14 protein-coding genes and 2 pseudogenes are annotated in these 21,948 nt (G+C 77.2%); 5 read left to right on the top strand and 11 right to left on the bottom strand.

The genetic code is table 11. The features are described from left to right. The 3 genes and pseudogenes from AB6N23_RS10050 to AB6N23_RS10040 all read right to left on the bottom strand — a co-directional run. A pseudogene (locus AB6N23_RS10050) lies at positions 1-795 on the bottom strand (hypothetical protein); the annotation flags it as partial. 199 nt (positions 796-994) lie between these two features. After that, positions 995-1,291, bottom strand: a complete 297-nt coding sequence (locus tag AB6N23_RS10045; protein WP_378201212.1) for an MTH1187 family thiamine-binding protein — start codon at positions 1,289-1,291, stop codon at positions 995-997. A 168-nt stretch (positions 1,292-1,459) separates the two neighbouring features. Beyond that, positions 1,460-3,043, bottom strand: coding sequence for an MFS transporter (locus AB6N23_RS10040; protein ID WP_412865938.1), 1,584 nt, complete (start codon positions 3,041-3,043; stop codon positions 1,460-1,462). A gap of 158 nt (positions 3,044-3,201) precedes the next feature. Between AB6N23_RS10040 and AB6N23_RS10035 the strand changes: the two genes are divergently transcribed. Next, on the top strand, positions 3,202-3,723 hold the full coding sequence (locus AB6N23_RS10035; protein ID WP_412865937.1) for a TetR/AcrR family transcriptional regulator: 522 nt from the start codon (positions 3,202-3,204) through the stop codon (positions 3,721-3,723). A 172-nt stretch (positions 3,724-3,895) separates the two neighbouring features. On the opposite strand, the gene AB6N23_RS10030 is transcribed toward AB6N23_RS10035, so the two are convergent. From AB6N23_RS10030 to AB6N23_RS10015, 4 genes are all read right to left on the bottom strand, one after another. After that, complete coding sequence (locus AB6N23_RS10030) at positions 3,896-6,847, bottom strand: FAD-binding and (Fe-S)-binding domain-containing protein (protein ID WP_412865936.1); 2,952 nt, start codon at positions 6,845-6,847, stop codon at positions 3,896-3,898. Between the two features lie 79 nt (positions 6,848-6,926). Then, on the bottom strand, positions 6,927-7,367 hold the full coding sequence (locus AB6N23_RS10025) for an OsmC family protein (RefSeq protein ID WP_412865935.1): 441 nt from the start codon (positions 7,365-7,367) through the stop codon (positions 6,927-6,929). 161 nt (positions 7,368-7,528) lie between these two features. After that, positions 7,529-8,704, bottom strand: coding sequence for an AAA family ATPase (locus tag AB6N23_RS10020; protein WP_412865934.1), 1,176 nt, complete (start codon positions 8,702-8,704; stop codon positions 7,529-7,531). A gap of 38 nt (positions 8,705-8,742) precedes the next feature. Continuing rightward, the gene (locus tag AB6N23_RS10015; protein WP_412865933.1) at positions 8,743-9,894 is read right to left on the bottom strand and encodes a D-alanyl-D-alanine carboxypeptidase family protein; all 1,152 of its coding nucleotides are present in this window, start codon (positions 9,892-9,894) and stop codon (positions 8,743-8,745) included. Between the two features lie 276 nt (positions 9,895-10,170). Here AB6N23_RS10015 and AB6N23_RS10010 point away from each other — a divergent pair, with 276 nt between their 5' ends. Further along, complete coding sequence (locus AB6N23_RS10010) at positions 10,171-10,776, top strand: hypothetical protein (RefSeq protein ID WP_412865932.1); 606 nt, start codon at positions 10,171-10,173, stop codon at positions 10,774-10,776. A 71-nt stretch (positions 10,777-10,847) separates the two neighbouring features. Here the strand turns inward: AB6N23_RS10010 and AB6N23_RS10005 are convergent, their stop codons facing one another. Further along, the gene (locus tag AB6N23_RS10005; protein ID WP_412865931.1) at positions 10,848-12,431 is read right to left on the bottom strand and encodes an esterase/lipase family protein; all 1,584 of its coding nucleotides are present in this window, start codon (positions 12,429-12,431) and stop codon (positions 10,848-10,850) included. Between the two features lie 195 nt (positions 12,432-12,626). Here AB6N23_RS10005 and AB6N23_RS10000 point away from each other — a divergent pair, with 195 nt between their 5' ends. The 3 genes from AB6N23_RS10000 (at position 12,627) to AB6N23_RS09990 (ending at position 18,568) form a co-directional block, all read left to right on the top strand. Continuing rightward, positions 12,627-13,214 carry a protein-L-isoaspartate O-methyltransferase family protein gene (locus AB6N23_RS10000; protein WP_412865930.1) on the top strand — a complete coding sequence of 196 codons (588 nt, stop codon included), beginning with the start codon at positions 12,627-12,629 and terminating at the stop codon, positions 13,212-13,214. Positions 13,215-13,453: 239 nt separating this feature from the next. Next, positions 13,454-17,578, top strand: a complete 4,125-nt coding sequence (locus AB6N23_RS09995) for a S8 family serine peptidase (protein ID WP_412865929.1) — start codon at positions 13,454-13,456, stop codon at positions 17,576-17,578. A 105-nt stretch (positions 17,579-17,683) separates the two neighbouring features. Further along, positions 17,684-18,568 carry a DUF3806 domain-containing protein gene (locus AB6N23_RS09990; protein ID WP_412865928.1) on the top strand — a complete coding sequence of 295 codons (885 nt, stop codon included), beginning with the start codon at positions 17,684-17,686 and terminating at the stop codon, positions 18,566-18,568. A 306-nt stretch (positions 18,569-18,874) separates the two neighbouring features. On the opposite strand, the gene AB6N23_RS09985 is transcribed toward AB6N23_RS09990, so the two are convergent. From AB6N23_RS09985 to AB6N23_RS09975, 3 genes and pseudogenes are all read right to left on the bottom strand, one after another. Further along, positions 18,875-19,471, bottom strand: a complete 597-nt coding sequence (locus AB6N23_RS09985) for a ribonuclease H family protein (RefSeq protein ID WP_412865927.1) — start codon at positions 19,469-19,471, stop codon at positions 18,875-18,877. Between the two features lie 70 nt (positions 19,472-19,541). Then, positions 19,542-20,495 (bottom strand): 5'-3' exonuclease, encoded by a 954-nt coding sequence (locus AB6N23_RS09980; protein ID WP_412865926.1) that lies wholly within the window; start codon positions 20,493-20,495, stop codon positions 19,542-19,544. A 151-nt stretch (positions 20,496-20,646) separates the two neighbouring features. Beyond that, a pseudogene (locus AB6N23_RS09975) lies at positions 20,647-21,948 on the bottom strand (hypothetical protein); the annotation flags it as partial.

Raw genomic sequence — 21,948 nt, 5'->3', positions numbered from 1 at the left:
GAACGGCAACGGCGTCGGCTCGGTGACGCTGCCGCGCCGGCCGATGGGCGTGGGCGCGGGCGGCTCGGGGCGCGGCGGGGGCGCGACGGCGCGCAGCTCCCCGGTCGGCGGCGCCTTGCGCACGGGCGTGCCGGTGCCACGCTGGTCGTCGTAGGCCATGGCCGTCGCGAACGCCTCGCTCGAGCGGACGAGCCGCAGCGCCGTCGGCTCGACCGAGCGGCGGGAGCCCTCGTGCAGCGCGAGCGGCGACACGTCGAGCAGGCGCCGCTCGTCGCCGCGCACGACACCGACCTGGAGCACGTCGACCTGCCGCGCGGGGCCGCGCAGGAACGCCAGGGTGTCGGCGGCCTCGGCGGCGACCTCGGAGCACAGCAGCAGCAGGCGGACGCCGTCGCGGCGGCTCGTCGGGGCACCGACGGGCACGTGCTCCCGGAACGCGGCGAAGTCCACGGCGAACCGGCCGGGGTCCGCGTGGTAGGCGCGCGCCAGGTCGGACGTCGTGAGCCGCGCGGCCGCACCGCCGCGGCGCAGGGCGGCCACGATCGCGTCGTCGTCGAGCACCTGTGCGACCTCGACGACCACGGGCCGGCCGGCGGCGTCGAGCGCGAGCAGCTCGGGCAGGTCGCCGCGCTCGGCGGCGGCGGCGCGCGTGCGGACGACGAAGAGCGGCTCCCCCGCGATCGCGGCGAGGTGGTGGGTGACGAGCGCGCCGACCTCCTGCGCGAACGACCCGGCGAGCGGCTGCATCGGCTGGACGAGGCGGGGACGTCCCTCGTCGAGCTCGAAGATCGGCATGTCGCGTCCGGGCCCCTCCTGGGCACGCGCCCGCCCCGGGCCGTGCACCGTCGCCGCGGGCGGCGCGTCCGCCTCGCGCGCCTCGCGGAGGCACCACTGTCCCACGTCGCGCCGGGCCGCGTCAGCCCGTCGAAGGGGTGGCGGTGGTCATGTCGGTCACCGGGCCGCGTCCTGCGCGGGGTGCCGCGCGGCGGGACGGTCAGTCGTCGGCCAGCAGCGCCTCGACGCGGTCCACCTTCGCCTGCATCTCGCCCGTGCGCCCGGGCCGGATGTCGGCCTTGAGCACGAGGCTGACGCGGTCGCCGTGCCGCCCGACCGCCTCGGTCGCCCGCTTGACGACGTCCATCACCTCGTCCCACTCACCCTCGAGCGTGGTGAACATGGCGTCGGTGCGGTGCGGCAGCCCGGACGCGCGGACGACGCGCAGGGCGTCCGCGACGGCCTCGGACACGGACTCGCCCGCACCGAGCGGGGCGACGGAGAAGGCGACGAGCATGCGCCCACCCTGGCCCGCGCCCCACCGCCACGTCCACCCCGCCCGCCCGCACCCGCCCGCACTCCCCGCGAGCGCGGTACCTGCCACCGAGCGCGGGAGGTGCACCACCCGCGCTCGGTGCGACGTACCGCGCTCGGCGAGGGGTGGGCGGCGCCTGCGCGCCGCGGGTCAGGCGTCGGTGGTGCGGCCCAGGCCGGCGCGGCGCAGGGCGAGGCCGACCGCCAGTCCGACGACGGCGAGCGCGACGGCCGCGGCGGCGGACGTCACCGCGACGCCGTGCGTGAACGCGGACTCGGCGGCGGCACGGACCTGCGCACCGACGGCGCCGGGCAGGCCGTCCGCGACCGTCACGGCACCGCCGAGCGTCTGCCGGGCGGCGTGCGCCTGGCCGGGCTCGACGGCGTCGGGCAGCACGAGGTCCGCGCCGTAGACGGCCGACAGGACGGACCCCAGCACGGCGACGCCCAGCGAGGCGCCGAGCTCGTACGACGTCTCGGAGATGCCGGACGCCGCACCGGCGCGCTCGGGCGGGACGGACGCGAGGATCGCGTCGTTGGTGAGCGTCTCGGCCAGGCCCACACCGGCTCCGACCAGGCAGAACACCGCGACGACGCCGCCCGTGCCGACGTCCTGCGCGACGACGGCGCCGAGCGCGTAGCCTGCCACGGCGAGCAGCATGCCCGCCGGCACGAGCGCCCACCGCGGGGCCGTGCGCGCGAGCCGCACCGCCACGAGCCCGGACACGATCGACGCGACGGCACCCGGCAGCAGCGCGGTGCCCGCCTCGCGCGGCGACAGCCCGACGACCAGCTGCAGCACCTGCGACACGACCAGCACGAGGCCCGCGAGCGCGAACGACGCGGTGAAGTTCGCCGCCACCGACGCGGAGAACACCGGCCGGCGGAACAGGCCGACGTCGAGCAGCGGCTCGGCCAGCCGCGTCTGCCGGCGGACGAACACGGCCACCAGCGCCGCGCCCACGGCGAGCGCGCCCAGGCCCAGCGCGCCGACGCCGTGCCCGGCGGTCGTCTTGATGCCGTAGACGAGCGGGAGCATGCCGACGGTCGCGAGCACGACGCTCGGCACGTCGAGCCGTGCCGCCGACGGGTTGCGCGACTCCGGCAGCAGCAGCCGCCCGACGACCAGCAGCACCAGCAGCACGGGCACGTTGAGCAGGAAGATCGAGCCCCACCAGTAGTGCTCGAGCAGCCAGCCGCCGACGACCGGTCCGAGCACGGACCCGCCGGCGAACCCGGACGCCCAGATCGCGATGGCGAGGCGGCGCTGGGCGTCGTCGAGGAAGACGTTGCGCAGCAGCGACAGCGTGGACGGCATGAGCGTCGCGCCGAACACGCCGAGCAGGGCGCGGGCGGCGACGAGGTGGCCGGCGTCGGTGGCGAACGCGGCGAGCAGGCTGACGAGGCCGAACCCGGCGGCACCGATCAGCAGCAGGCGCCGCCGGCCGACGCGGTCGCCGAGCGTGCCCATGGTGACGAGCAGGCCCGCGAGCATGAGCGGGTAGACGTCGACGATCCACAGGAGCTGGTCGGCGGACGGCGCGAGCGCGACGGAGATCTGCGGCAGCGCGAACGAGAGCACCGTCGTGTCGACCGACACGAGCAGCACGGGGAGCATGAGGACGGCGAGCGAGAGCCACTCGCGGGCGCCGGCGCGCGCAGGGGCGGGGGCGAGCGGTGCGGAGGGCGTGGTCGTGTGCGTGGGCACGGTGGTTCCTGTCGTGGTCTCCCGCATGACCGGGCGGGGTCCCGGGGGACGGGCACGCGGCGCGGGTCCTGCCCCGCGACGGGCGCGGCCCCGAGGGCCACGCGGCTATACCGTCCAGCCGGTACAGTAGCACCGCCGCACTCGCGGCCGGAAGGGTGACGACGGCCACGACTACGCTCGCCCGCATGTCCTCGACGCGCGACCGCATCCTCGACGCGCTCCAGGACGTCCTGCTCGAGGAGGGCCCGGCCGGCGCCACGCTCGACGTCGTCGCCCAGCGCGCCGGCGTCTCCAAGGGCGGCCTGCTCTACCACTACCGCTCCAAGGACGACCTCTTCGCCGGCCTGCTCGGCCGCCTGGACGCGGGCGCCGCCGCCGCCGACGCCGCCACCCCGGACGACCCGGCGCAGGCCGCACGGTGGTTCCTGGAGGGGTCGCAGTCCGCGGAGGGTCCGGAGGAGCGCACGATGCTCGCCGCCCTCCGCCTGCTCGGCACGTACCCACCGGCCCGCGAGCGCATGGCCGCCTACCTCGACGGCTGGGCCGCGGGCCTGCGCCGCACCATCGACGACCCGGTGCTCTCGCGCCTCGTCCAGCTCGTCGGTGACGGCCTCTTCCTGCACGCCCTGCTCGGCTCCGGCGACGCGGACCTCGACGGCCGCGTGCTCACGGACGTCCTGCGCCGCGTGTCCGGCACGCCTGCCTGACGTCGCGCTCCGCGTCGCCCGCCGCGCCGCCTGCCGCGCCGACTGCGGTACGTCGCACCGAGCGCGGGTGCTCCACCTGCCGCACTCGGCGCGAGCTGCCGCACTCGGCGAGCGGGCGCGAGCGGGCGAGGGGCGGGCCGGGCGCGGCCGGGCAGGACGTCGGGTCAGGCCGTCAGGCCGTCGCCGACCGCTCCGGCAGGTGCGCCGCCAGCAGCTCGGCGAGGTGCACGCCCTGGACGCCCGCGAGCTGGTCCGCCTGCGTGCGGCACGAGTACCCGTCGGCGAGGAAGACGTCGCCCGGCTGCGCGTCCCGCAGCGCCGGCAGCAGCGACGCCTCGGCCACCGCGACCGACACGTCGTAGTGCCCCTTCTCCATGCCGAAGTTGCCGGCCAGCCCGCAGCAGCCCGCGAGCGCGGAGAACTGCGCGCCCGCCGCGGTGAGCAGGCGGCGGTCGGCGGTGTACGTCATGACGGAGTGGTGGTGGCAGTGGGGCTGGACGACCGCGGTGACGTCCGACAGGTCCGGCGGCGACCAGCGGTCGCCCGGGCCGACGGGTGCCGGGGCCGTCAGCAGCTCCGCGAGGGTGCGCGTCTCGCGGGCGACCGCGACGGCGCGCGGGTCGTCCGGGAGCAGGTCGAGCAGGTCGCTGCGCAGCACGGCGGTGCAGGACGGCTCGAGGCCGACGATGGGCACGCCGTTGACGGCGAACGGCCCGAGCACCCCGAGCAGGTGCGACAGGCGCTTGCGGGCGCCGTCGAGCTGACCGGTGCTGATCCACGTGAGGCCGCAGCAGGCGTCGTGGTCGGGGACGAGCACGTCGTAGCCCGCGTCGCGCAGCACGCGCACGGCGGCGTGCGGCACGGACGGCGACAGCGTGTCGCTGAACGAGTCGGTCCACAGCACGACGGGCGGGCGGCTGCCGCCGGGCGCGGCGCCCTCGGGCACGGTCGGGACGCCGTCGGCGTCCGCTCCCCCGACGACGCGCACGTCGCCCGCGCGTGCCCCGGCGCGCCGCGACCACGCCCGGAACGGCACGGGCGCGAACGTCACCATCTCCCGCCGCGTGTCCATGCCGCCCGCGGCGAGCACGGCCTTGGCGAGCGGACGCACGCGCAGCACCGCGTTCGCGAGCGAGGCCAGCCCCGGCAGACCGGTGACCAGCCGCGCCCACCGCGGCAGCCAGCCGAGCGCGTAGTGGTTCACCGGCCGCACCTTGCCGCGGTACGTGCGGTGCAGGACCTCGGCCTTGTACTGCGCCATGTCGACGCCCGCCGGGCAGTCGGACGAGCACGCCTTGCACGACAGGCACAGGTCGAGCACGTCGTGCACCTCGGGCGACGACCAGCCCTGCGTGACGAGCGACCCGTTGGCCATCTCCTGCAGCACGCGGGCACGGCCGCGCGTCGAGTCCTTCTCGTCCTTCGTCGCCAGGTACGACGGGCACATGAACCCGCCGGCGGCGCGCGTGTCCGCCCGGCACTTGCCGACGCCCACGCAGCGGTGCACGGCCGTCGTCATGTCGCCGCCGTCGTGCGCGAACGCGAACCCGCCCGACCCGGCGAGGAGCGACCGGGCCGCGGGGCGCCGCAGGTCGGCGTCGATCGCGTTCGGGCGCACGAGGACGCCCGGGTTGAGCAGGTCGCGCGGGTCGAGCAGGTCCTTCACGGCGCCGAACAGGTCGATCGCACGCTGCGAGTACATGACGGGCAGCAGCTCGGAGCGCGCGCGCCCGTCGCCGTGCTCGCCGGACAGCGACCCGCCGTGCGCGGCCACCAGGCGCGCGGCGTCCTCCATGAACGCGCGCAGCGGGCGCCCCGACTCCGCCATGGGCATGTCGATGCGCAGGTGCACGCAGCCGTCGCCGAAGTGCCCGTACGCGAGCCCGTCCACGCGGTGGTCGGCCATGAGCGCCTCGAGCTCGCGCAGGTACCCGCCGAGCCGCTCGGGCGGCACCGCGGAGTCCTCGAAGCCGGGCCACGCCTGCTCGCCCGCGGGCGTGCACCCACCGAGGCCGGCGCCGTCCTCGCGGATGCGCCACATCGCGGCGGCCTGCGGACCGGGCGGGAAGACGCCGACGGCGTCCGTGCCCGCGTCGGCCGCCAGCGCGCGGGCCGTCGCGAGCGCCTCGTCGAGGGTCTCCCCGCCGACCTCGACCATGAGCCAGCCGGCGCCCGGCGGCAGGTCCGGCACCGCGGACGCGCCCTTGACGCGCCGCACGACGTCGACCAGCCGGGCGTCCATGCCCTCGATCGCCAGCGGCCGGTGCGCGAGCAGTGCGGGCACCGCGTCCGCCGCGGTGGGCATGTCGGGGTAGCCGAGCACGACGAGCACGGGCGCCGACGGCACCGGCACGAGCCGCACGGTCGCGCCGAGCAGCGTCACCAGCGTGCCCTCGGTGCCCACGAGCATCTTCGCCAGGTCGGTGCCGTTCTCGGGCAGCAGGTGCTCGAGCGAGTAGCCGGACACCTGCCGCGTGAACCGGCCCAGCTCGGTGCGGATGACCTCCAGGCCCCCGCGGACGAGGCCCTCGAGCCCGGGCACGACGTCCAGCGCACCGGCCCCGCCGCGCGCGGTGAAGCGCCGTCCCGTGCCGTCCACGACGTCGAGGTCCACCACGTTGTCCGCGGTGCGCCCGAACGCGACGGCGCGCGGGCCGCACGCGTTGTTGCCGATCATCCCGCCGAGCGTCGCGCGGGCCTGCGTCGACGGGTCCGGCCCGAACCGCAGGCCGAACGGCGCCGCCTCGCGCTGCAGGTGCGCCATGACCACACCCGGCTCGACGCGCGCGGTCCGCGCCTCCGGGTCGATCTCCAGCACGCGGTTCACGTGCCGGGAGAAGTCGAGGACGATGCCCGTGCCGACCGCGTTGCCGGCCACCGACGTCCCGCCGCCGCGCGACGTCAGCGGCGTGCCCGTCTCGCGCGCGACCTGCAGCGCCGCGAGCACGTCGTCGGGGTCCTGCGGGAACACCACGACCTGCGGCACCACGCGGTAGTTCGACGCGTCGGTGGAGTACTCGGCCCGCCGGCGGGTCGTGTCGTCCACCGCGCCGCGGAGGGCCCCGCGCAGCGCGTGCACCACGTCCCGGACGTCCGCACCGGGCCTCTCGGTCGTCACAGCCACGGGCGGCAGTGTCGCACCCCGCGCCCGGGACCCGCGTCGGACGTCCGCCCGCGCGGCCCCCGGGCCGAGGTGCCGCGCGTCAGGACTCGAGCTGCGCGTCCAGCGTGATGTCCGTGCCCGTGAGCGCCTTGCTCACGGGGCACGTGGCCTTCGCGGCCTCGGCCGCCTCGCGGAAGCCGTCCGCGTCGATGCCGGGGACCTCCCCGCGCAGCGTGAGTGCGATGCCGGAGATGCGGAAGCCGCCGGCCGGGTCGGGCGACAGCGTGACGTCGGCCGTCACGTCGAGCGACTCGGGCGTGTGGCCCTTCTCGCCGAGCAGCGCGGACAGCTGCATCGCGAAGCACGACGAGTGCGCGGCCGCGATCAGCTCCTCGGGGCTCGTGGTGCCGCCGGCCTCGTCGGCCGCGCGCTTGGGGAAGGAGACGTGGTAAGTGCCGACGCCGGAGCTCGTGAGCTCGACCTGGCCGCTGCCCTCCTGCAGGGAGCCGTTCCAGGCGGTGCGGGCGGTACGCGTGGGCATGTGCGCTCCTCGGTGTCGTGCCCGGTCGTGGCCGGGATCTGGCCGGGGCCGCCGGTGGCGGCCCGCCGGGGGCGCGCGGCGCACGCCCCCGCGTCCAACCTAGGAGCCCGGCGCGGGTGCGCGCGAGGTGTCGGCGGTGCGGGGCAGGTCCGGGCGCGGGGTCAGCGGGCGCGCTCGAGGTGCGCGGACACGACGTGCGTCGGCGCGCCCGCCTCGCGCAGCGCCCACGCCGCGCGCGCGTGCAGCGCCCGGCGCTCCTCCTCCTCCAGCCCGGCGTACAGCGACGAGCGCACCAGGTCGTGCCGGAAGACGAGCCGGTCGCCGCGCGCGTGCACGACACCCGCGGCGAGCCCGTGCCGCAGCGTCCGCCAGCACTCGGTCACGGGCTCACCGGACAGCGCCGCGAGGTCCCCGACGACGAACGACGTGCCCAGCACCGACGCCTGGCCGAGCATCGTCAGCACGTGCGCGCCGAGGTGCGCCACGTGCGCCCGGCCCACCCGGTCGAGGTCGTCGAGCCACCCGCTGCCCACGGCCTCGACGACGCCGCCGCGCTGCTCGAGCACGCCGCACGCCTGCGCGGTGCGCACGACGTCGACGACGAGCCGCGGGTTGCCGCCCGTGGTCGCGAGCACGCCCCGCAAACGCGGGCCGACCTTGGCGTGCAGCAGGGACTGCGCGAGCTCGACCGTCGCCGCCGGGCCGAGCGGCCGCAGCTCCACGTACCGGGCGCCCGCGCGCGTCCAGGCCGCGACGAGCACCGCCAGCTCCTCGCGGTGCGGCACGGCGCGCGTCGTCATCACCGTCAGCGCGTGCGGGAGCGTGCCCTCGCCCGCCAGGTCGGCGAGCAGGCGCAGCGAGCACGCGTCGGCCAGGTGCAGGTCCTCCAGCACGAGCACCCACGCGCCGTGCTCGCCGTGCCGGCGCACGAGGGCCGCGAACAGCTCGTCGGCGCGCGCGTAGCGCTTGGGGGCGTCGGCGCGGTCGGCAGGCAGCACGTCGAGGAGGTCGGCGAGCTCGGTGACGACCGGTCCGCGCGACTCGCCCGAGCGGGCGCCGCGCCCGCCGGCCGGGCCCAGCAGGGCGTCGGACAGCAGCGCGTACGGCGGCGCGGACGGGCCGACGGCGCGTCCCGTGCGGACCTCGAGCCCGAGCAGGTCCGCCGTGCGCTGCAGCGCCTCGACCAGGCGGGTGCGCCCCACGCCCGGCTCCCCCTCGAGCAGCACGGTGACGCCCTCGCCGGCCGTCGCGCCGGACAGCAGCGCGTCCAGGTCGTCGAGCTCCGCGGCCCGGCCGACCAGCGGCTCGTCCCGGGCGGACGGGGGCGTCGCGGTCATACCGCGATCGTAGGACCGCGGAGCCGTGACCTCCCTGCTCAGCCCACGTACTCCCAGTGCCACGGCTCGGGCTTGCTGCCGCCGGCGCGGGCCCACTCGGGCAGCGTCCAGTCGTGCGCGGGTGCGTTCTCGCGCATCCACACGTGCTCCGCCGTGCCGAAGGACTGCACCGCACCGCCGAGGTCGACGGCCACGCCCATGCCGTGGTTCGACGTGCCGGGGCGGGCGCACAGCGAGCCCTTGTTGGCGCGGCACGCGACCTGCTGGGAGTAGGAGCGGTAGGAGTCGGAGACCTGGAGGTGCTTGCCGAACCGCGCGGCGAACGCGGCGTCGAGGGCGTCGAGGGACTCGGCGGCGTCGCAGCGCAGCCGCACCGACTCGGCGAACGAGACGCCGCACAGCGCCGACTCGGGCACCTGGCCGTTGTCGAAGCCCTGCAGCGACGCCTTCCACGCGGCGCGCTTGGCGGCCTGCTCGGCGGCGGCGCGGGCGGCCTCGTCGGCGGCCGCCTGGGCGGCGGCGGCCTCGGCGCGCTTCTGCTCGGCGGACGCCTTCGCGGCGTCGGACGCGCGGGCGACGCGCTCGAGGGCCTCGCGCAGCGGCTCGGTGGCCGGGTCGCCGGAGTCCGGGACCGTGGCGGTGGCCGGGTCCTGCCCGGTCAGCGTGGCGTCGGCGGCGGGGTCCGCGGGGGCGGCCGCGGCGGCCTCGGCGGCCGGGTCCGCGGGGACGGCGGTCGGGTCGGCCGACGCGGTCGGCGACGCGGCGTCGGTCGTGGGCGACGCGGTCGGCGTGCCGCCGTCGTCCTGCGCCCCGCCGTCCTCCGCCCCGCCGTCCCGCTGCGCGGAGCGCGAGACGGTCCCGTCGCGGTCGGCGAGCGCGTCGGTGGGCGTGAGCGGTGCGACGTCGACGGACGCGATGGCGGCCTGGAGCTCGGCCGTCGCGGCGTCGAGCTCGGCGATCACCTCGGGGGCGACGGCGACCTGCTCGGCCTCGGCGCGCACGGCGGACGCCTGCTCGATCGCGCCGGACGCGACCTCGACGGCCTCGGACCGCAGCTGCTCGGTGCGGACCAGCGCGGCGCGCTCCTCGGCCTGCCGCGCGAGGGTGGCCTCGTCGCGACCGTCGGCGAGCAGCGACGCGGGCGGCTCCTCGGCGGTCGCGGTCACGACGACGGCGCCGGTGCTGAGCACGAGGCCCACGGCGACCGCCCCCTGCGCGAGGCGTGCGGGCAGGGGGGTGCTCCGCCCCTCGGGGAGGCGGAGGACGATCGGCTGACGGCGCGGAGCGGCATGCCTGCCGCCCGACCGACGCCGACGGCTCGGCAATCTGTCACTCACACGCAACACGTTAAGTGTGTCGGACGCGCGACCTGAACACTTGAGCCCGAACCGGTGTGGTGATCTCGTGCACATCCTGTTACGCGGCCGTCACACCGAGCGCGGGCCCGGGGCACTACGCTCTCCCCCGTGCCCGACCTGGACGCGCCGCCAACTTCGCCCGGGAGCCTCTCGACCCCGGTCAGCGCCCCGTCGACCCTGCAGCCGGTGCAGCAGCCCGGCCCGCAGCCGGCCCCGCAGGCCGACGGCGGCGGGCTCGACGACCTCTACGACATCGCGCGGCTCGCGCGCCGGCTCGGGGTCGAGCACGCGACGATCCGCGTGTGGCTGTCCCGCAAGGTGCCGTGGCTGCCCCCGCCCGACGGCCGGCTGAACGGCGGCGCGGTGTGGCGCGCGTCCACCCTCGAGGGCGTCGAGGAGCGGCGGTTCCGCCGCCGCCCCGGTCGCAAGCCCCGCTTCGTCACGGCACCGGCTGCCGCGGACGTCCCGCGCACCGGCCCGCTCACGGGGCAGATCCCGGTCGTCGAGCCGGCCGCGCGCACGGCCGCCGTCGCGGCCGTCGCCGCCGCCACCGGGCAGATCCCGGTCGTGCCGGTCGCCGCCACGTCCGCGCACGTCGCCGCCATGACGGGGCAGATCCCCGTGGTGCAGCGCCGCGGCCGCCACGCCGCGCTCACCGGCTCCGTGCCGGTCGTCGCGCCGCGCACCGATGCCGTGACGGGGCCGACGGCCTGACCGGCTCGCACGCCTGACCCGCTCGTCAGCCCGACCCGCTCGTCGGCCCGACCCGTGCCCGGCCGGGCTGCTCAGCCGCCGGCGCCCGTCGCGTCGAGCGTCGCCCGCGGCGCCACGGTGATCTCCACCGCGGCGTCCGGCCCGAGCAGCGTCCGCGCGCCGACGGGCACCGGCACCTCGACGCGCCACCGTCCGGCACGCGGGTCCAGGTCCTCGAGGGGGTCGTCGTCCGCCGACGACCAGTCGCGCACCGCGCCGGGGATCTGCGAGTTCCACCGCGCCCACGTCACGCAGCGCCCGCCGGCGTCCGGGCCGATGTCGACGACCAGCGTGTCCGCCCAGTCGGCGGTCTGCTCGAGGTGGTCGAGGAACGACAGCACGTGGTCGTGCGACCGCAGCGACACCAGCCGCAGGCGCAGCACGTGCCGCATCGCCGGCGCCCGGGTGCCGGTGCGCGCGTCCGTCGGGCGCGTCGCGTCGCTCGACAGGAACGTCGTCACGAGCGGCACGGGCGTGCCGGTGGCGTCGGGCTCGCCGTGCCGCTCGATCTGGATCGGGCACAGGTGGGCGGCGCTCTGCTGGTGCAGCACCACGGGCAGGCCGCGGATCGACAGCGCCGTCTCGAGCTGCCAGGACGTGTCGTCGTCCACGTCACCGGGCAGCCGCAGGCGGACGAGGCGGGCCTCGACCGCGAGGTCCCCGAACAGGAAGCGGCGCAGGTTCTGGTAGCCCTCCTCCGAGTTGACGATGCCGTACCGCCCGCTGTGGCTGCGGTGCACGAGGGCCCGCGGCGCGCCCTCGACGTACGCGTTCTCGACGCGGACGAGCCCGTCGCTGCGGGGCCCGACCACGCGCGCCGCCATGCCCAGCGCGGCCGTGTAGTCGTCGGAGTTCGTGCCGACGAGGCAGAAGAGGCGGTCGACGGGGAAGCCGCCGGCCGGCATCGTCGCCGGTGCGAAGTCCGCGCGTGCCGGTGCCCCGTCGGCCTGCGTCGGCGTCAGGTACTCGAACATCCGGTCCGGCCCGAAGACGTCGGCGCCCAGCACGCCGGTCAGGTCGCGGACCCGCTCCAGCAGCCCGTAGCCCTCGAACGCGATGCCGCCGTGCGGCGTCGCGTACGTGAAGACGCGGTCCACCAGGTCGGTCGCCGCGTCGAGGCGGCGCTCCTCGTCGCGGTCGGGCAGCACGCGCTGCAGCAACGACCGTGCGACGAGCCCGCCCATCGAGTGCGCGACGAGGAACACGCGTGGCGCGCCCGTCGCGCGGCGGACCAGCAGGACCAGCTCGAGCAGGCTCTGCGCCGCGCGCTCGAGCGAGAAGGGGTTCGGGTCGCGCGTCAGCGCCGGCGCGTGCTCGTCGTAGAAGCGGTGCACCCACACGGTGGCGGCCGGCACCGTCCCGGCCGGCTGCTGCCGCAGGTACGCCTCCTGGTCGCCGTGCACGAGCAGCTGGTAGCCGTGGTCCGTCATGAGCCGCAGCAGCGGGCTCTCGAACTGGTGGTACGCGGGGCGGTCGGCCCCGTCGACGCGCACCTGCACGGACCCCTCGTTGAAGCCGCAGAGCGGGTCCTGGACGGCGGCGTCGATGCCGCCGGTGCCGCCCGCGAAACCGCGGACGTAGATGACGGGCAGTCGTCCGTCGCCCTCGTACGGCATGGGTGCTCCTCGCGTCCGCGCCGGCACGGCGGCCCTGCCGCGCCGGGGCGGGTCGCCCCGCCACCCAGGACGAGGCGCGGGCCGGCCCGCAGATACACGCGGCCGAGCGGGCGGGAGCGGGCGGGCGGGCGCCGGCGCGCGGCGGAACGGGCGGCGGCGGGGCGACGCGCGGCCGGCGGTCGTACGCTGCCGCGTATGGCGGGCCGGACGCCGGACGACCGCGCCGCCGACGTCGCCGAGGCGGTGCGCGCGGTCGACCGTGCCGGCTTCCTGCCGCCCGACCAGCGGCCGCACGCCCACGAGGACCGGGCCCTGCCGCTCGGGCACGGGTCGACGGGCTCGCAGCCGAGCACGGTCGCGGCGATGCTGCGCCTGCTCGCCGTGCCGGCCGGCGCGCGCGTGCTCGACGTCGGCGCCGGGTCGGGGTGGACGACGGCGCTGCTGGCGCGGCTCGTCGGGCCGACGGGCGAGGTGCTCGGGCTGGAGCTCGAGCCGGAGATCGCGGCGTGGGGCGCCGGCAACCTCGCGGCGGCGGGCGTGCCGTGGGCCCGGCTCGAGCCGGCCGACCCGCGCGTGCTCGGGCGGCCGCGCCCCGGGGGCTGGGACCGCGTGCTGGTGTCCGCGGCGGCGGACGAGCTGCCGGCAGCACTCGTCGACCAGCTCGCGCCGGGCGGCGTCCTCGTCGTCCCGGTGGGACGGACGATGCGCCGGGTCGTGCGCCGCCCCGACGGCGGCACGGACGTCACGACGCACGGTTCGTACCTGTTCGTCCCGCTGCGCTGACGGCGTGTCGCCGCGGCGCGCCGGTGGGCCGCTGACCAGCCCGGAGGACCCCGACGAACCCGACGGACCCGGACGGGTCACGGATTCCGCCAGAGGGGTGACGAATCGCCTACCGGTCAGTAGCGTGCACCGTGCCCGGGGGGAACTGTGACAGCAGCCATACCGGGTGTGACGCCGTGGACGCCGTCCGCGGCGCCCACCGTGCCCAGCACCAGCCGTCCGACACCCGGGATGAGCCCATGCCACGTCGCGCACTCGCCGGCATCGCTGCCGCGTCCGTCGTCCTCACCTCCGCGCTGCTCGCCCCGCCGGCGGCCGCGGCCCCACCGCCGGACGAGCTGTCCGGCCTGCTCGTCGGCGATCCCGCCGTCCGCGTCGAGAAGGAGGGCGTCGGCGACGCCCTCGCCGAGGCGGAGGGTCAGGTCACCGCGTTCGTCGAGCTCGACACCCCCGCGGGCGTCGAGGTCGCGCAGGACGGCGGCGCACCCGCCGACGTCCTCGCCGCGGCCGGCACGACCGAGGCCAAGGCGGCCGAGGTCGTGCCCGCCGAGGCCGGCGCGACGCAGACGCTCGCCGCCGAGCCGACCCGCATCGCCACCCTCACCAACCTGGTCTCCGGCGCCCTCGTCGTCGGCGACGCCGCCCAGGTCCGCACGCTGGCCGACCGCCCCGACGTCGTGTCGGTCCGGCTGGTCGCCGAGCGCACGCTCGACAACGCCGCGCAGGTCGAGTTCACCCGCGCCCTCGCGACGTGGCAGGACACCGGCGTCCTGGGCACCGACGTCCGCGTCGGCATCGTCGACACCGGCATCGACTACACGCACGCCGACTTCGGCGGCCCCGGCACGGTCGAGGCCTACGAGGCCGCGTACGGCGAGGGCGGCGCCGGCGCGATCCCCGAGGGCCTGTTCGACCCCGAGAAGTTCATCGGCGGCATCGACTTCGCCGGCGAGATCTACGACGCGGGCGGGGAGGGCGCCGAGCTCGTCCCCGTGCCGGACGACAACCCGATCGACGTCAACGGCCACGGCTCGCACGTCGCCGGCACCGCCGCCGGCTACGGCGTGACGCCCGACGGCGAGACGTTCCGCGGCGACTACAGCGCCCTCGAGACGGTCGCCGACTGGCCTGTCGGCCCCGGCACCGCGCCGGCCGCGCAGCTGTACGCCCTCAAGGTGTTCGGTGACGTCGCGGGCTCCACCAACCTCACGCCGCTCGCGTTCGACCACGCCGCCGACCCGAACGGCGACGGCGACTTCTCCGACCGCCTCGACGTGCTCAACCTGTCGCTCGGCGCCGCCGGCGCCCCGGCCGACGACCCGGAGTCGCTCCAGGTCGCCGAGCTGACGACGCTCGGCACGGTCGTCGTGCTCTCCGCCGGCAACGAGGGCGACGTCGAGGACATCGGCGGCTCGCCCGGCAACGGCCCCGCCGGCCTGACCGTCGCGTGGTCGATCGGCAAGGACCTCGCGTTCGACGCCATGGAGGTCACCGAGGCCGCGGACGCGTCGCTCGTCGGCCGCCACGCCGGTCAGAACTCGGTCAGCTACACCGGCGAGGATGTCACGGCGCCCGTCGCGTACGTCGGCCCGACGTTCGACGGCTGCACGCCGTTCACGCCGGACCAGGCCGCGGACGTCGCCGGCAAGATCGCCTACCTGTGGTGGGACGACGACGACGCCACCCGCGCCTGCGGCTCGGGCGCGCGCTTCAACAACGCCACCGCGGCGGGTGCCGTCGGTGTCCTGCTGCCGACCGAGGAGACCATCTTCCCCGCCGGCATCGCGGGCAACACCGCGATCCCCGGCTTCCAGATGACCAACGCCACGACCGACGCGCTGCTGCCGGAGATCGAGGCGGGCACGCTGGTCGCGCGCATCGGCCCGTCGCTCGCCCTGTCCACCCGGCAGGACGTCGGCGCCGACACGCTGAGCGCGTCGTCGTCGCGCGGTGCGCACGGCTCGCTCGGCTGGGCGAAGCCGGACGTCGCGGCGCCCGGTCAGCAGATCGTGTCCGCCGGCGTCGGCTCCGGCAACGCGGGCGCGACGAGCAACGGCACGTCGATGGCGGCCCCGCACGTCGCGGGCATCGCCGCCCTCGTCAAGGAGGCCCGTCCGGGCTGGTCCGCGGCGCAGATCAAGGCCGGGATCATGAACACGGCGACGCACGACGTGTCGACGGAGCCCGGCGGCGACCTGTTCTACGGCCCGGCCCGCGTGGGCTCCGGCCGCGTCGACGCCCTCTCGGCCGTCACCAACGACACGCTCCTCTACAACGCGGAGCGCCCGCAGCAGACGTCCGTCAGCTTCGGTGTCGTCGAGGTCGGCGCGGACGACGTGACGCTCCGCAAGGCCGTCACGGTGCAGAACCTCGGCAGCACGGCGCGGACGTACTCCACGTCGGTCACCGAGAGCACCACGTCCGGCGAGGCGAGCATCACCGCGAGCCCCGCGTCGCTGCGCGTGCCGGCCGGCGGCACCGGGATCGTCACCCTGACGTTCACGGCCGACCCGGCCACGCTGGCCCGCGACATCGACCCGACCCAGCAGGTCGAGCAGCTCGAGGGCCTCGCCCGCGAGTTCGTCTCGCAGGTCTCGGGGCGCCTGGTCCTCACCTCGGGCGACCAGGAGTGGCGCCTGCCGGTGCAGGCCGCACCGCGGCCGACGACCGACCTCGAGGCGGCGCCCGTGGAGTTCGCGGACGCCGGTGCGGAGACGGCCGAGCTCGCGATCAGCGGGCGCGACGTCGTCGCCGACGGCTGGTACGGGCTCGTCACGCCGCTCGTGCACGCCGCCGACAGCCCGCGGCTCGAGGCGCTGCCCGCCACCGCCCAGACGTCGCCGTCCACGGTCGCGGCCGGTGACATCCGGCACGTCGGCTGGGCGTCGAGCGCACCCGCGGTCGCCGCGTCCGGTGGCGACCCCACCGCGGACGGCTACCTCGGCGTCGGCATCGCGACCGACGGCGACTGGGCCGTCATCGGCCACTCGCTCGAGCCCCGCGTCCTCGTCGACACCGACGGCGACGCCGAGCCGGACGTCGTGAGCATCGTCCGCAAGCTCGTCGACACCGACTACACCGTCGTCGAGACGTACGACCTCGCGACCGAGGAGCTGCTGGCCGGTCCGGAGCTCGCCTTCCCGTTCGCGGGCGAGGTCGAGGCGGGCGCGTTCGACAGCAACGTGATCACCGTGCCGGTGCCGCTCGCGGCGCTCGGCGTGGAGCCGGGCACCCAGGTGGGCGTCTGGGCCGCGATGTACAGCGAGTACGCGTTCCCCGCCGACGGCGTCGTCGACCAGGTCGGGCCGTTCACGGTCGACCCGTACGACCCGCCGCTGTGGTTCGAGTCGAACATCGGTGCCGAGTTCGTGTCGGCGTCGTTCGACGGCGCGACGGTCGACGTGCACAAGGGCCCGGGGGCCGACGACGCGCGGATACTCGCGATGCACCACCTCAACGCGCGGGGCGACCGCGCGCAGGTGGTCGACGTGACCGTGCCGGAGGCCATCGCCACGACCACGACGCTCGAGGTCGACTCGATCCGCATCGCGGGCGAGGACAACCTGTTCCAGATGAGCGTCAGCCCTCGTGAGGCGACCGGCGTGTTCCGCGTCTACGACGGCGAGACGCTGCTCGGCGAGGCGGAGGTCGTCGACGGTGCGGGCATCTTCAGCACCACCGCGCTGGGCGCCGGCCCGCACGTGTTCCGGGCGGAGTTCGTGCCGGACACGCCGCTGTACGCGGGCTCGACGTCGGACGTCGTCGAGTACGACTTCGCGAAGTCGGCCTCGACGACCACGCTGGCGGTCTCGCCCGCGGCGACCCGGTACGGGTCGCCCGTCACGGCCACCGTCACGGTGACCGGGAACAGCTGGGCCCCGTCGGGCCCGGTCGAGATCCGGGCGGACGGACGGCTCGTCGCCACCGGCGAGCTCACCGTCGACGGGCTCGTCGGCACCGCGACCGTCGAGCTGCCGCGGGACCTCCCGGCCGGCCGGCACCGCCTCGTCGCGCACTACGGCGGCTCGGCGGACGTCGAGCGGTCGCAGTCGGCCCGTGCCGAGCTGCGGATCACCCGGGCGGCGCCCCGCGTGACCCTCTCGGCCGACACGTGGACCGTGCCGCGGGGCAGCACCCCGACGGTCACGGTGACGGTCGGCGGCACGGTCGAGGGCGCCCCCGCCGGCACCGGCTCGGTGCGCGTCCTGCTGGGCCTGCGCCCGCTGGACGTCGTCGAGCTGACTGACGGGACGGCCCAGGTGACGCTCCCGGCGGTGCGCTCCACCAACGTCGTGACCGTGCTCTACGGCGGCGACGAGGGCTACCTGCCGGGTGCCGCCGCGAAGGTGATCCGCGTCGGCTGACCCACCCCGACCGGTGACGAGGGCCGGTGCCGCACGGACGTCCGTCCGGGCGACACCGGCCCTCCGCCTGTCAAGGGACCCACCACCCCCGCCGATGCACGGCGCATGGGCCTCTTCGACCGACGGACTCCGCCGCCGGGCTCCGTGCTGCCCTCCCCGCACGGCCCGGCCGACACGCCCCTGCGCGCCGCCGACGTCGCGGTCGACGAGCCCGTCGCCACCCGCGCGGACGACGCGGCCGAGGACCTCGACGACGAGGACGACCTCGACGACGCCCCGATCACACCCGTGTGGCCCGCGCGTCCCGGCGGTCCGCACGACGACTCCGCCGACGACCAGCTGCCGCTCGTGCCGATCGTCCCGGCCGTGCTCGCCGACGCGCGCGAGGCGCGGGGTGGGCCGGGGGCGGAGGTGCCCGTGACGGAGGCGGCGCCGGTCGCAGAGGCCGCGCCGGTGGTGGAAGCAGCACCCGTGGCGGAAGCCGCACCCGTGGTGGAGGCCGCGCCGGTCGCGGACGTCGCGACGGCGCCCGTCGCGGAGCCGGAGCCGACGCCGACGTCCGCCCCCGCCGACCGGCACACCGTCGACGAGCTCAACCCCGCGGAGCGCATCTGGCTCGCGCAGCAGCGCGCCCTCCTCGCGGACCTCTGCGACGACCCGACGGACGCCGCCGCGGTCGCCGCGCTGTTCGACCGGGTCCGCGCCCAGTGGGCCGACGCGACGGAGCGCCCCGACCCGCGGCCGCTCGCGGACGCGTTCGGCGTGGCGCTCGGCGACCTCGTCGTCGCGCACGCGCCGGCGCTGCGGTGGGCCGCGGCCAGCGACCGGTTCGGCACGGAGATCGTGCTCGCGCACGGCACGCCCGAGGTGCTCGTGTACCCGCTGGCGTCCGTCGGCCAGTACTGGGAGGACGCGCGCCCGGGCTGGTTCGCCGGCCAGGTCGAGCGCCTCACGCAGACCGTCCGGGCGGCGCTCGCCGGACCGGGCTGACGACTCGCGGGCGGGCCCCCTTCCCGCCCGCGGCCGGACGACCCGCTCCTCCCCCCCGGGCGGGTCCCGCCGGCGGGACCTCGTCGCTGCACCGGCCCCCTCCGGCGCGACGAGGTCCCGCCCGGTGCGCCGCAGCACCGGCGCCGCCGGTCCACCGGAGCCGTGCGTCCGCCGGATCGCGGACGCGTGCTCGCGCGGACGCCGGTCTCACCGCCGGCACGGCCGCACGGCCGGCTCCGGGGCCACGGGACCGACACGTCGGGGACATGTGGTCCCGCGGACGTCGGTCCCGCGGGCGGGGACCGGTCAGAACAGGGCGTCGGGCTCCGGCCCCCGGGAACGCGTCGCGGGTGCCGCGCCGGTGCGGCGGGACGGCGTGCGGGCGGTCGTCGTCGTGCGCGTGCGGCGCACCGGTGCCGCGCCGACCGGCTCGAGCACCGGCGTCTCGCGCATCGTGCCCGCGGGCAGCGTGCCGTCACGGGCGGCGCGCGCGGCGGCACCGGCGAGCTCGTCGGCGCGCTCGTTGAAGCGGTCGCCGGTGTGGCCGCGCACCCAGCCGAACGTCACGGGACCGGTGCGGTCCGCGATCGCACGGTCGATGGCCTGCACGAGCCCGAGGTTCTGCACCGGCCCGCCGGACGCGGTGCGCCAGCCCTTGCGGCGCCACCCGGGCAGCCACTCCGAGGCGCACTTGATGGCGTACTGCGAGTCGGCGACGACCCGCAGGGGCTCCTCGCCGGGGTGTGCGAGGACGGCCTCGAGCACCGCCGTCAGCTCGGCGACCTGGTTGGTGCCGGAGCGCGCGCCGCCGCTGGCGCTCGTGCCGTCGTGGTTGACCCACGCCCACCCGATCGCCCCGCCGGGGTTGCGCAGGCAGGAGCCGTCCGTGCTGACCGTGATCACGGTCGACGATCGTGCCACGCCGCCGGACGTGCCCCGCACGCGGACGTCGCGACCGGCCGGCGCCCGCCCGTCAGGCGGCGGCGGTCAGCGCGTCCACGACCCGCCGCACGCTCGACGTGATCCCCCACCGCTCGGCGAGCGCGACGAGCGCGTCCGGGTCGGCGGGCGTCGCGGGCAGCCGGTCGTCGACGTCGGCCACGGGGGCGTCGGCGGCCACCCGGACGACGGTCGGCGCGACCGCCAGGTAGTCGGCGGCCTCGGTGAGCCGTCGGCGCTGCGTCGCCGTCAGGCCGGCGTCACCGGCGTCGCGTGCCGCGAGCACGCCCTCGAGCGTGCCGTACCGGTGGATCAGCGCGGCGGCCGTCTTCTCGCCGATGCCCGCGACGCCGGGCAGGCCGTCGCTCGCGTCCCCGCGCAGCGTCGCCATGTCGGCGTAGGCCCGGCCGGTCGGCACGGCGTACTTCTCCGCGAGCAGCGCCTGGTCGACGACGAGCAGGTCCTTGATGCCCTTGACGGTGTAGAGCACGCGCACCGGCACCTCGTCGTCGACGAGCTGGAAGAGGTCGCGGTCGCCGGTGACGACGTCGACGGCGGCGCGCTCCCCCGCCGGCCGCGCGGTCTCGCGCGCGACGAGCGTGCCGATGACGTCGTCCGCCTCGAACCCGGGTGCCCCCAGGCGCGCGACGCCGAGCGCCGCGAGCGCCTCCACGATCACCGGCACCTGCGGCGACAGCGTGTCGGGGACCTCCTCGACCGCGGTGCCGCCCGGCACCTCCTGCGCGACGCGGTGCGCCTTGTACGAGGGGATCGCGTCGACGCGGAACTGCGGCCGCCAGTCGTCGTCCCAGCACGCGACGAGCCGCGTGGGACGCCGGTCGGTGACCAGCCGGGCGATCATGTCGAGCAGCCCGCGCACCGCGTTGACGGGCGTGCCGTCGGGTGCCTTCACCGAGTCGGGCACGCCGAAGTAGGCGCGGAAGTACAGCGACGCGGTGTCGAGGAGCAGCAGGCGGTCGGCGGGCATGGGGGAACGCTACCGACGTCCACCGACGCGCGGGCGGGGCCGGCGCGTGCGCGGGCCGGGCGGCGCCCCTCCGGCACCGCCCGGCCCGTGAGCGGCCGCGGCCCTCCGCCGCGCCCGCCGCCGCCGGTGTGGCCGGCGGCACGTCCTCCCGTCAGCCGACCGGGCTCAGGTCCAGCTGGTCCTCGACCACCGCGACGACGCTCCACGTCCGGCCGTCGGCGTCGGTGAGCTCCCACGCCGGCACGAGGAGCGTCGCCCCGTCCGGCGCCGTCAGCAGCGTGACGCCGAGGCGCGCGTCCACGAGCGTCACCTCCTGCACGGGCCACGCGATCGGCGAGCCGGGCGCGGGGACGGGCGGGACGGTCGGCTCCGCGGGCGCCGGCTGCGGCTCCACCGGCATGCTGCCGACGGCGGCGTCCGCGTCGGCGACCGCTCCCGGCTCGGCCGCCGCCCGGGCCAACGGCATCACGCCGCCGGACGACGCGCCGAACCGCGGGTCGTCCAGCCGGTCGACGGCGTCCGCGGCGCTGACGACGTCGTACGTGCCGAGCTCGACGAGCGACGCCAGCGGCCCCGACACCGACTGCACGCCGTCGCCGGCGAGGCCGACGGACCACGCGACACCGGTCTGCGTGCCGTCGACGACCTGGGCGCCCTGCACCTGGACGAGCCCCGGCACGCCGGTGTCCTCGGTGACCGCGAACTCGTACCCGGCTGTGTCGACGCCGAGCCGCCCGACCAGGTCGCGCGCGGCCGCCACGGCGGCGTCGCCGGTCGGCGTCGCGCCCGGGTCGCACACGCTCGGGTCGGCCGGCGCAGGTCGCGGCACCGGCAGGATCGACACGTCGGGCGCGGCGGGCTCCGGCGTCCCCGCGGACGAGCCGTCGAGGCCCGCGCCGCCGTCCGTGCCCGGGTCGAGCCGCTCCGGGAGCCCCGACAGGCACGCCGACGGGTCGCGCGCCGGGTCGTAGAACCACAGGTTCGCCATGCCGTCGCCGCCGACGGTCACGCTCGCGGCGCTGCCGTCCGTCGTCCCGACCACCCACTGGCCCCACTCGCCGCGCGGATCGCCCGCGACGCCGAGCACCTCCGCCGCCCGCCGCACGGCCTCGGCCGTCGCGGCCGACGTCGCGTCGAACGCGAACGCCCGCGCCTGGCCCGCCTCCGTCGGAAGCCCCTCCCCGGCGAAGGTCGTCCGCCCGCCGAAGCCGGGGGCGATCATGCTGCGCGCGGCGTCCGCGGCGGCCGGTGCGGCGCCGGTCACGGTGCTCTCCGTCGCGGCGCCGCCCTGCAGCGCGATCGGCGGTGCGGCCGGCTGGTCCGCCCCCCCGGCGCCGAGCGCGTAGCCCCCGCCGCCCAGCACCAGGGCGCCCGTCGCGACCGCCGCGACCTGCAGCCAGCGGGCCGGGCGGCGTCGGCGCTCCTCGCGCGCGGCCGCGAGCTCGTCCGGGAC

The organism is Cellulomonas pasadenensis (assembly GCF_047229365.1).
GTDB lineage: Bacteria > Actinomycetota > Actinomycetes > Actinomycetales > Cellulomonadaceae > Cellulomonas.
This window is presented reverse-complemented; position numbering and strand designations above follow the sequence as displayed.